11 protein-coding genes are annotated in these 11,222 nt (G+C 42.0%); 4 read left to right on the top strand and 7 right to left on the bottom strand.

The window, feature by feature from the left end; genetic code table 11:
* The first annotated feature begins 72 nt into the window (after positions 1 to 72).
* The 3 genes from gntR to gntU all read left to right on the top strand — a co-directional run bounded on the left by gntR (position 73) and on the right by gntU (position 3,110).
* The gene (gene gntR, locus AAC147_RS04940; protein WP_047679273.1) at positions 73 to 1,014 is read left to right on the top strand and encodes a gluconate operon transcriptional repressor GntR; all 942 of its coding nucleotides are present in this window, start codon (positions 73 to 75) and stop codon (positions 1,012 to 1,014) included.
* Positions 1,015 to 1,236: 222 nt separating this feature from the next.
* Positions 1,237 to 1,773, top strand: coding sequence for a gluconokinase (gntK, locus tag AAC147_RS04935; RefSeq protein ID WP_047679271.1), 537 nt, complete (start codon positions 1,237 to 1,239; stop codon positions 1,771 to 1,773).
* On the top strand, positions 1,773 to 3,110 hold the full coding sequence (gene gntU / locus AAC147_RS04930; RefSeq protein ID WP_047679269.1) for a gluconate transporter: 1,338 nt from the start codon (positions 1,773 to 1,775) through the stop codon (positions 3,108 to 3,110). Before gntK ends, gntU begins: the two co-directional genes overlap by 1 nt.
* Positions 3,111 to 3,215: 105 nt before the next feature.
* Here gntU and AAC147_RS04925 read toward each other — a convergent pair whose 3' ends face one another.
* Together AAC147_RS04925 and AAC147_RS04920 are read right to left on the bottom strand one after the other, a co-directional pair.
* The gene (locus AAC147_RS04925; RefSeq protein WP_047679267.1) at positions 3,216 to 3,989 is read right to left on the bottom strand and encodes a protein bax; all 774 of its coding nucleotides are present in this window, start codon (positions 3,987 to 3,989) and stop codon (positions 3,216 to 3,218) included.
* Positions 3,990 to 4,554: 565 nt separating this feature from the next.
* Positions 4,555 to 4,869, bottom strand: a complete 315-nt coding sequence (locus AAC147_RS04920; protein ID WP_047679266.1) for a DUF3761 domain-containing protein — start codon at positions 4,867 to 4,869, stop codon at positions 4,555 to 4,557.
* Positions 4,870 to 5,772: 903 nt separating this feature from the next.
* Between AAC147_RS04920 and AAC147_RS04915 the strand changes: the two genes are divergently transcribed.
* Positions 5,773 to 6,387, top strand: coding sequence for a phosphorothioated DNA-binding restriction endonuclease (locus AAC147_RS04915; protein ID WP_047679265.1), 615 nt, complete (start codon positions 5,773 to 5,775; stop codon positions 6,385 to 6,387).
* A gap of 57 nt (positions 6,388 to 6,444) precedes the next feature.
* Here AAC147_RS04915 and potD read toward each other — a convergent pair whose 3' ends face one another.
* The 5 genes from potD to AAC147_RS04890 form a co-directional block, all read right to left on the bottom strand.
* Positions 6,445 to 7,497: a spermidine/putrescine ABC transporter substrate-binding protein PotD gene (gene potD, locus AAC147_RS04910; protein ID WP_047679502.1), complete on the bottom strand. Its 1,053-nt coding sequence runs from the start codon at positions 7,495 to 7,497 to the stop codon at positions 6,445 to 6,447.
* A 245-nt stretch (positions 7,498 to 7,742) separates the two neighbouring features.
* Complete coding sequence (potC, locus tag AAC147_RS04905) at positions 7,743 to 8,522, bottom strand: spermidine/putrescine ABC transporter permease PotC (RefSeq protein ID WP_047679264.1); 780 nt, start codon at positions 8,520 to 8,522, stop codon at positions 7,743 to 7,745.
* A complete protein-coding gene (gene potB / locus AAC147_RS04900) occupies positions 8,519 to 9,379 on the bottom strand; it encodes a spermidine/putrescine ABC transporter permease PotB (RefSeq protein ID WP_047679263.1) in 861 nt (286 codons plus the stop codon). The genes potC and potB overlap by 4 nt, the downstream gene beginning before the upstream one ends.
* Entirely contained in the window at positions 9,363 to 10,478 is a 1,116-nt protein-coding gene (gene potA / locus AAC147_RS04895; protein ID WP_047679261.1) for a spermidine/putrescine ABC transporter ATP-binding protein PotA, read from the bottom strand. The genes potB and potA overlap by 17 nt, the downstream gene beginning before the upstream one ends.
* 274 nt (positions 10,479 to 10,752) lie before the next feature.
* Positions 10,753 to 10,914, bottom strand: a complete 162-nt coding sequence (locus AAC147_RS04890; protein ID WP_156115319.1) for a hypothetical protein — start codon at positions 10,912 to 10,914, stop codon at positions 10,753 to 10,755.
* Positions 10,915 to 11,222: the final 308 nt, after the last annotated feature.

The raw sequence follows: 11,222 nt of genomic DNA, 5'->3' as shown, positions 1-11,222 counted from the left end.
ATCTGCTCTCAATAAATTGACTGGATCTGGGTAAGTAACTATTCCTGATATCTATACCAATCTAACTTCAAGATGCGTGTGATTTCTCCCCGCTTCGCGGGGAGAAATCAGGTTTCCGAAGCCTTAGGGAAACGGATTGCTGCGGCTTTGGATCAACTGGGTTACATTCCTAACCGTGTGCCGGATATTCTCTCCAATTCCACCAGCCGGACAATCGGGGTGCTACTTCCTTCATTAACCAACCAGGTATTCGCCGAAGTTATCCGCGGTATTGAACATGTGACAAACTGTCATGGCTATCAGACGATGCTCGCGCATTATGGTTATTCAGCACAGAAAGAAGAAGAGCGCCTGCTCTCCCTGCTTTCCTATAATATTGATGGCCTGATCTTGGCCGAACGAACACATACTCCCAAGACCCTGAAAATATTGGAAACCACGGGTATCCCCGTTGTAGAACTGATGGACAGTGTATCGCCTTGTCTTGATGTCGCCGTTGGTATCGATAATTTTGAAGCAGCACGTCAGATGACAGAATCCATGCTCGGACGTGGTTGCCAGAATGTTGTCTACCTCGGCGCCCGACAAGATGAAAGAACGTTGATCCGTTTAGAAGGATATGAAATGGCAATGCGCAGTGCAGGATTACAACCAAGAAAAGTGATGACACCTGCCAGCTCATCATACTCATTGGGAGCCCGACTCTTACAGGAAACTTACCTGAAATACCCAGATGTCGACGGCCTGTTCTGTACCAATGACGATATCGCAATTGGAGCAATATTTGAATGTCAGCGTCAGGGGATCAAAGTACCGGGAGACATCGCTGTAGCGGGTTTCCATGGACATGATGTCGGTCAGGTAATGACCCCCAAACTTGCCAGCGTATTGACCCCCCGTAACCAAATAGGACGCAAGGCAGCAGAGGCATTGCTTGCCCGTCTGAAGGGCGAAAAACCAGAACAAACCCTTATTGACGTTGGCTTTACACTTTCATTAGGTGAAAGTGTTTAATTTTTGTAGCTTAAAATGATATTTTCCCATCTTCAATTGCAATAGGCCTCACATTTTCCTTTTTTAGCAATCTTGATTGATTGCTCCCTGTCCTTTGCTACTGATAATGTTGCTAATAAATAGTTACCGGTAACATTTCACGGGTAATATTTCACAAAGAAAATATTGCAGTTCAATCACAAGGACGACCAAGTGACAAAATCTGCACAAAGGAGTTTGATGATGAGCGATATCCAACAGCCAAACCATGTTTTTATATTAATGGGGGTATCCGGCAGTGGTAAATCTGCCGTTGCCAATGGTATTACCCGTAAACTGGATGCTGCATTTTTAGATGGAGATTTCCTTCATCCCCGCGCCAATATTAAGAAGATGGCAGAAGGCCATGCCTTGAATGACGATGATCGTCAACCGTGGCTGGAAGCGCTTAATGATGCCATTTTTGCCATGCAACGTACCAATAACATCTCTTTGCTGGTCTGTTCTGCCCTGAAAAAACGCTACCGGGATATTCTGCGTAACGGTAACAAAAACTTGTCATTCCTGTATATGCAGGGGGATTTTGAATTAATTGAAAGCCGCCTGAAAGCACGCAAAGGACATTTTTTCAAACCACAAATGTTGATCTCCCAATTTGAAGCATTAGAAGAACCGACAATTGATGAGAAAGATATCCATCTTATTGATATCAAATCAGCTCTTGATGAAGTAATTAAAAACACAATTAAAACAATCCACCATATTACCGAGGCGTATTAATGAGTACATTAACGCTGGTGCTGACATCTGTCGGCTCTGTTCTTCTGCTGCTGTTTTTGGTGATGAAAGCCCGAATGCACGCCTTTATCGCTTTGATGTTGGTTTCAATGGGAGCCGGTATTTTTTCCGGGATGCCAGTAGAAAAAATCGCTCAAACTATGCAAAACGGTATGTCAGGCACATTGGGCTTCCTTGCTATTGTAGTCGCACTAGGGGCCATGTTTGGCAAAATCCTGCATGAAACTGGCGCACTAGATCAAATCGCCGTGAAGTTACTAGGCAGCTTCGGTGAAAAACGGGCTAATTATGCGCTAGGTATTGCAGGCCTTATCTGTGCATTACCCCTGTTTTTTGATGTAGCGATTGTACTGTTGATCGGCGTGGTTTTTGCTGTTGCACGTCGGACTGGCGGTAATGTGGTAAAACTGGCAGTTCCATTATTTGCCGGTGTGGCAGCAGCGGCGGCGTTTCTGGTGCCGGGGCCAACTCCAATGATGCTGGCGTCTCAAATGGGAGCAGATTTTGGCTGGATGATCCTGATTGGCCTGAGCGCAGCAATTCCCGGTATGTTACTGGCTGGCCCCGCATACGGTAATTTCATCAGCAAATATGTCACTCTGGATTTACCCAAAGATCTGGGCACACCAAGCATTGGTAAGAACCAAATGCCTTCTTTTGCCTTCAGTTTGGTGCTGGTACTATTTCCATTAGTATTAGTCGGATTGAAAACCATTGGTGCCCGTTTTGTTGATCAACAATCTGCACTGTATCAGTGGCTGGAATTTATCGGTCATCCTTTCACTGCGATTTTAATTGCTTGTCTGGTGGCGATTTATGGCCTGGCAATTCGTCGTGGCATGAGCAAAGAAAAAGTAATGGATGTCTGCTCTGCGGCAATCCAACCAGCGGGAATTATCTTACTGGTTACAGGTGCGGGCGGTGTCTTCAAACAAGTGTTGATTGATTCCGGTGTAGGGCCGGCGTTGGGTAGCGCATTGGTTGGTGCCGGCCTGCCAATCGCATTGGCATGTTTTATTCTGGCAGGCGCTGTACGTGTGATACAGGGTTCAGCCACTGTCGCCTGTCTGACCACTGTCGGCCTGATATTACCTGTTATCGGTGAACTGGGTTATTCCGGCGCACAAATGGCAGCACTCTCTGTATGTATCGCTGGAGGCTCATTAATCTTCAGCCATGTCAATGATTCTGGTTTCTGGTTGTTCGGTAAATTTACCGGAGCAACAGAAGGACAGACCTTAAAAACATGGACAATCATGGAAACTATCTTAGGTACAACAGGAGCAATTGTCGGCATGATCTATTTCGCGATGCTATGATGTGCTAACGGTTTTTTAGACTATCATGATAAAAAATAATCCACATTGTAATTAATACAGTGCGGATTATTTAAGAGTAACCATATTACTCGTATTTATTGGCAATCACTTCCCGTATTCCTGTACTTGTGAAATCAATTCCTTATTGCCATTAAATACTTTATGTAAATAACGATTATAGCCAGCACCTAATTCGGAATAACCTTTAAGATGATCGATCAGTTTGCCGGTATTAAGTGGCATCTGTGCTATTCTCTGCCTTGCACGTGAAGTACGCAGTGACTCATAAGCACGATGCGTATTCATATTTTTCATATAGGCGACAACAGAAGCTTCAATCGAATCATAAACTGAATAACCCTTAATTTTCCCTTTAGCATTGCCGCATGAGCGACAACGCATTCCAAACAGGTTATTGTTTTTCTGCGCCAGTTCTGATGTTCCCCATCCTGATTCTGCGGCAGCCTGAGTCACAACAAAATGGGTCGGAATAATATCAACTCTACTCAATAAATTATGCCAATCGACCCATTTTAGTGAGGTACAAGTCATTTTGTAATCCATGCAGATCTTCTGCAATCGCCTGATATCCTGTGCAGACCAGTTATGTGATTTATGGTGCGACAGGAGCCATGTGCGGTCTTGCATAATCTGTTGATTATGCTTATCAATTACAGGGACAACAATATTTAAAAACGCTTTCTTCCTGGGCGTACCTGAAGGGTATTTCCGTAAATCAGGCAAATGATGCTTTATGCCACTGTGAGAATACTCTTTCACTTTTGAGCTATTGGTTGAAGCATTGCTCAATCCAGTAAAGATTAAAGAGAGAAAGAAAGCGAAGACCGCAGTTGTCCTCATCATCATTCGAGAGGGCATTTGCTTCTCCTCGTTTTATTACTCTGGATAAAAAACACACGAATATTAACAAAGCAATCAATATATAGCTATCTTTATTCGTGGTTCGTAAGGTTAATTACGTAACGAATATTAGCACGTTACTGACAATAATCTATATTTTTTACTTAATACCGTAAATAAGTGTAATAATTATTGGGATTTTATCTGGCAAATAGTGTTATTTATTACATGTTTCCCTACTATTTTACATCTAAAATAAAGAATATTTGATTCACAATATTATGATTAACTCATTTATTTTTAATAAAAAAATCATTTCGCACCCATCTTAAATTATCAATGCAGAAATTAATTTAGTTATGTGAATCATTAGATATAAATTTATCTATTTTTAGTTATCTATTTTAGTGGTTAATCATGTTTTAATAGTGAGATTAAATAAATAAGGACACAATATTAAGAATAATATCACGCTCACAATAACGGATATATTAAGCGTAAAAATAAAAAAATAAATTCTTATTGGAAAGTAATCAGGGGGCCTAAGCCCCCTGATTAGACATAATGAAAAGTCACCGTGAAACTATAACCATTTGTCTACACCACCGTGGCGTGAGCATGCGCCTTTACGCGATTTACTCTTACTATAAGTTCCGTCTTTACAAAGCGCAGTATTCACACCTTTTTTAGCTTTAGTTTTTCCTTTCTTCGTTGATTTCTTACTGTTTTCACCGGCTTTCTTTTCTAACGAACTCATTTTACTTTTGGTCGTTTTGACACTCTTTTCCACTGTTGTGCCCGTTTTGGTCGTGTGATCTGTTGATACCGTGGGCGCTGCAATTACTGCACTTGAAAACAACACCAGTAATGCTGCAACTGATAACTTCAAGCTTTTCATAATATGTATCCTCTGGTTAGAGTATTTAACCCGAAATCAACTCTTGTAGTTTGGAGTATAACGTTGAATGATGCGTTTACAAATTTGATATAAACAACGATTATCATTTTAAGGCTCATAAAAACAGTTCTCTAATTATGCTGTATTTAGTAAGAATACTCCTTAAACCAATTTCATTGAATCATAAAATTTAAAATTGATATCAGTTCAATTTTATTTCTACCAGAAAAATCTATTGATTAAATGAAAATAATAAAAATAAAAGAATAATATGCTCGAATCTCCATAATGTATTCACTTCTCGACCAACGGGTTAAAACAGCCCAAAATGGAGCTTGGTATATATTTTATTTAAACGGATAAATACCGTGAAGGATTACCACAATAAAGCCAAAGCCAAGGACTAAGATGTTTCTTTTTTGCTAACACAGCGCGAACCTGAACAGTATGAGCAACCGCATCAAAACCATAGATCATAACTTCTAAACGTGCTGCGAACTCCTCAATAATATCCAGATTCTTTTGGGGTTTCGTCTATCTTTCAGCACCATAAATTAATTTTATCAATATTACAGAGTTGATACATAATTGACCGTAATGTTGATAAAAGCTTCCCTGACCTGTTCACCTGGTTGTTCTCTATTGATTCATAAAATCAGAAGTAACATCTTCACCATCAAACCAGCTCTCTCAAAATAGAAAGCCTCCTGATTAAGTTCATTGGAATGAATAGATTTCTTATGGGATAAGTCAATGGGATATATATTGCTTGATTTGTCTTAGTTCCATCGGAATACCAGATAGTATTACTCTTTCAACCAACACCTTGCCCTTCACCACTTTTGCGAGCATGATCGCAATACCTTTATACCTATACCTTTATCCCTTAATCAAACAACTTACATGCCTACAATCAAAGAACTACAAGTTGCGATCTCAAACCTTTCTGTATGGCGCAAGGGTGATCAACGTGCGCCACATAAGCCGTTATTGTTGTTGTATGTACTCTCTCAATACCAGAAAGGTCATGAACGACTGTTTGATTATGGAGAGGAGATCCACCAGCCATTACTGAATCTCCTTAATCATTTTGGCCCAAGACGTAAAAATCACTATCCCACCTTACCTTTCTGGCGACTGCGTAGTGATGGTTTTTGGGAGTTGCAAAATACAGAACTTTGCACACCACAAAAAGGCAGCAAAGAGCCACCAAAACGCGAGCTGATTGAATTCAACGTCAAAGGTGGTTTCGATCAACAAAGCTATCAGTTGTTACGCAATAAACCCGCCTTAATCGATAAATTAGCGCAACAAATCCTTAGTGAACATTTCCCTGATAGCGTACAGGAATTACTCGCCAATCAATTGGATTTCTCTTTAAGTGATATCCGTAAAATGCGCGATCCCCATTTCCGCCAGCAGATACTGCGCGCCTATATATTGCTTCCTCAAAACAGAGACTATTACCCTTTGGAAGGCTTTATTAACTGGCATCGTAGCCAGGTCTTTAAACAGTAATTCGCAAGAATTAAAAAGGGAGCCAAACACTCCCTTTCATTCTAATTAAATCCCGGATCACTGACCCGCTTTCAGTTTTTGGAAATAGTTTTCATACAGGACATTAACACCGCCAACGTCGCTCTGCCATTCCCCTTTTTGGATCATGGCTTCATCAGGATACAGTGATTTATCCCCTGACACAGCCGCTGGCAGCAGTTTCTTCGCGGCCAGATTTGGTGTCGGGTAGCCAATTTTTTCGGCAACCTGCGCCGCAATTTCAGGACGCAGCAGGAAATTAATCAGCTTCATCGCTCCATCGACATTCTTAGCATTTGCCGGAATAGCCAGGCTATCCATCCAAAAAATTCCGCCTTCTTTTGGCCAGATAATATCGATAGGTGTTCCAGCCTGGCGCGCAACATAAGCAGAGCCCGTCCACATCATGCCGACATCAACTTCACCTTCCATAAATGGATTAGCAGGGTTATCAGAATTGAATGCCAGTACATTTGGCATTAGCTTTTGCAGTTCATTATACGCCGCTTCAATCTCTTTCGGATCGGTTGTATTACCGGAGTAGCCCAGTTTTAACAGCGCGATCTGGAAAACTTCACGTGCATCATCCGTCAATACCAAACTATTTTTATACTCAGGTTTCCAGAAATCAGCCCAGGAAGTAATGGTTTTGAGATCGATACTGTCGCTGTTGACACCAATAGCAGTCGCTCCCCAAATATAAGGGATGGAATATTCGTTTTTCGGATCAAAAGACTTATGCAGCAGATTAGGATCAAGATTGTGGAAGTTGCTGAGTTTGCTTGTATCGATTTTTTGCAACATTCCTTCTTTACTCATTTTGGAGATAAAGTAAGTGGATGGCACAACTAAATCATAAGCCCCATCTTTATAGGTTTTCAGCTTGGTATACATACTCTCATTAGATTCATAGGTGGAATAAATCACCTTGATCCCAGTTTCTTTAGTGAACTGGTTGAGCAAACCAGGCGGAACATATTCAGTCCAGTTGTAGAAATAGAGTGTCTTGCCATCATCAGCGGCAGCAGCATTCACCGAACCAATGCTTAATGCCATCATCCCAGCGGCTAACAGATAGAACCACTTTTTCATGCTGTTTTTCATGTAGTGTTTCCCCGCAGTTGGTGCGTAATTATCGCGTTATTACCGTATATAGCAGGTTCGACATGAACCTACCCCAAAAAAACGGCCATTATAAAAGCGTCATTTCATGGGGTAAAGCCACTTATTCCTTGTTAAATCAGAGATTGAGAAAGAAACTCTGGTTAATTGGGATAAAAATGATGTTATTAGTGAAGTAAAAGCGCAGCCAACTTGTGACTACGCTTAAATTAAAGTTAAGACTTACCCGTACGATCACGCATCACAAATTGGCTAATCAGCACTAATACCAGTGACATAGCCAATAAAATAGCAGCTAATGCGTTTACTTCCGGTGAAACTCCCACTTTTACCATTGAATAGATCTTAAGTGGCAGGATTTCATAACTCGGCCCCGTCACAAATGAAGAAACAACGACATCATCCATCGACAGGGTAAAACTCAGCAACCATCCCGCCATGACTGCCGGCATCGCCAGCGGCAGGATAATCTTACGCAAGATAGTCAGTTCACTCGCCCCCAAATCGCGGGCTGCTTCCAGCATTTTGACATCAAAATCTTTCAGGCGGGAATAGACAGTTACCACCACAAACGGTAAACAAAAAGTGATGTGAGAAAACAGTAGTGACCAGAATCCCAGTGAAACGCCCAGCAGCATGAACAGCACCAGCAATGAAATCGCCATCACAATATCCGGCGACATCATCACCACAAACAGCATACCGCTAACAAACTTTTTGCCACGGAATGAATAACGATACAGGGCAACCGCGGTTAATGAACCAATCATCGTGGCGAATGTGGCGGAAACAACTGCCATTGTCAGAGAATGCCCTGCGGCTTGCAACAGGCTGTCATTACTAAATAACAGGCTGTACCATTCTGTCGTGAACCCCTGCCAGCTAATGCCAAAGCGTGACTGGTTAAACGAACTTACCAGCAGAATAATAATCGGGATATACAGGTAAGCGTAAACGATAGTCATAAAACCACCGCGCAACAGGCGTCCGATCATTCCAGTTCCACCTTCTTGTTCAGCAGCTTAGCCGCACGATAGTAAATCCATAACATCAGCCCCATAACCAGCGTCAGACAGATACTGGTTGCCGCACCAAACGGCCAGTCGCGAATGTTGAGGAACTGACTTTTAATCACATTACCGATCAACAGGTTTTTCGCCCCCCCCATCAAATCAGCCACATAGAACAGCCCCATCGCAGGCAACAACACTAACAGGCAGCCAGCAATAATACCCGGCATAGTCAGCGGAATGATGATACGGACAAAAGTCTGCAATTTCCCTGCGCCCAGATCACGTGCCGCTTCCAGACAAGATTTATCCAGCTTCTCAATACTGGAATAGAGAGGCATTACCATAAATGGCAGCAAAATATAAACCAGACCCAACACCACAGCTTCGGGGGTATACATAAGGCGCAGCGGTTTATCGATAATCCCAGTCCACAGCAGAAAATCATTCATATAACCGCGGGTACTGAGAAACATCTTCAAACCATAAATACGAATTAAAGAGTTCGTCCAGAATGGCAGGATAAGCAGGAACAATAGCAGCGGGCGCAGCTTTTTCGGCATCCGCGCCATAAAAAAGGCAAATGGATAACCAATCACCAGACAACACAACGTTGCAACGATAGCCATATTCAGCGAGTGTATCAGCACCTCGGCGTATAGCGGATCGAACAAGCGGGTATAGTTATCCAGCGAAAAGACCATCTGTACCAGATTAGCATCATCACGAGTCAGAAAGCTGGTTCCGATAATCATCAAGTTCGGCAGAAAAACAAACAATATCAGCCAAAAAACCATGCCTGTAATGACAATATTCTGGAATAGTTTACGCGTCTTCTTCATCGACCAGCACAACCTCCCAGCTTTCTACCCAAGTGACAGCAATCTTCTGGTTCAGGGAATGGTCAACATCGGGATCATCTTCATTGAAGAACTCACTCACCATAACCATTTTACCGTTTTCCATCTCGACCACGGAGTCCAGCGTCATACCTTTGTAATTACGTTCACGTACATAACCAATCAGACCTGACACCTGCTCACCATTGTTGATCTCCTCTACACGCAAATCTTCCGGGCGTAGCAGTACCTTCAATGTTTGTCCGGCGGTTACTGGCAGAGGCGTGAAGATGTCACATTCATGACCTTCCACGTCAGCGCGTATGCGTTGCTCATCAACACGATACAACACGTTGGCATCAAAAATATTGATTTCACCGATAAAACGGGCAACAAACAGATTCTTTGGCTCTTCATAGATCTCTCTGGGTGTGCCATCCTGTTCAATATGTCCATCACGCATAACCACAATACGGTCAGACATCACCAGTGCTTCTTCCTGATCATGCGTCACGAAGATAAAGGTGATACCAAGTTTACGCTGGAGCGCTTTCAACTCGTTCTGCATCTGCTTACGCAGCTTATAATCGAGCGCTGACAGCGATTCATCCAGCAGAAGAACCTTCGGTTTGTTAACAACCGCGCGGGCAATCGCCACTCGTTGCTGCTGCCCGCCGGAAAGCTGAGCGGGCTTACGCTGAGCAAACTCTTCAAGCTGTACCATGCGTAATGCTTCTTCAACACGCGGAGCAATCCCTTTTTCCGGTGTTTTTTGCATACGTAGCCCAAAGGCAACATTTTCAAATACGGTCATGTGGGGGAACAGGGCATAACTCTGGAAGACCGTATTCACGTGACGGTGCTCCGCCGGAATATCGGTAATATCCTGCCCTTCCAGTAAAATTTTGCCACTATCGGCATCTTCCAGCCCGGCAATCAGACGAAGTACTGTGGTTTTACCACAACCGGATGGCCCAAGAATGGTTAAGAACTCGCCATCATTGATTGTCAGATCGAGCTGTGAAATAACTTGTTTGCCGTCGAAGCCCTTACTCAAGGCTTTTAGTTCAACGAGCGGTATCAGAGAGGTATTCTCAGTCATTTATGCTATCATCTATCCCTTGGAATAATGCAGATAGAACCGCCACGGGAAAAGACTGTGTCAGCTAGCAGGAGGCATCATTTCTCCGCTGAAGCTCAAAGCCAGTGGCGCCGGTTGAAATTACGAAGCGCGCATAATAAACGCAGTACGCCGAAATTGAAAGCTGAAATAATGGCAATAAGCCATTTTTTATTAACATTTCATAAATGACGACATTTCATGCCATTCTGAACCCAAATTACCCAGTTGGAAATGATTTCTTATTGATTAGTTTTTAAACTAAAAATCTTTTTTCTTTCAATAAATTACCCAAACCATCAAAACCTTCCTTCACCTCAATCGTTTCATTACCCTGCTCACTAAAGCCACCAACCGATGCCGATATCCTCCTTTCGTCACAACATCCTGATGCCTTTTTCATATCAATGATTGTCATACAAAAACAAAACGCTTTTCTGATAATATAAGATATTCATTTATTAGAGTTATTTTTTATTATTTTAATAATGCATTTTATAATTAATTATTTTTACTAAAATTCTAATCATTAAGATCGCTATCACCCTCTATGAGAATAATCAAAAACCTTACTTTATTCTTTAATACCTTAAAGATACTTTCCAAACAATACAGATAATTAGCAATATCTGTCTGCATTGTTAAAAATCAAAAAACCAAGTCCTTCACTACTTTCTCTTATTTCAATAGAGACATATTGTTCATAGTTTGTTGTTATCCTTGCTA

Origin of the sequence: Xenorhabdus sp. NBAII XenSa04 (assembly GCF_963866145.1) — a bacterium.
GTDB lineage: Bacteria > Pseudomonadota > Gammaproteobacteria > Enterobacterales > Enterobacteriaceae > Xenorhabdus > Xenorhabdus indica.
The sequence above is the reverse complement of the archived record's forward strand: the minus strand, read 5'-3'. Positions and strand labels throughout refer to the sequence as shown.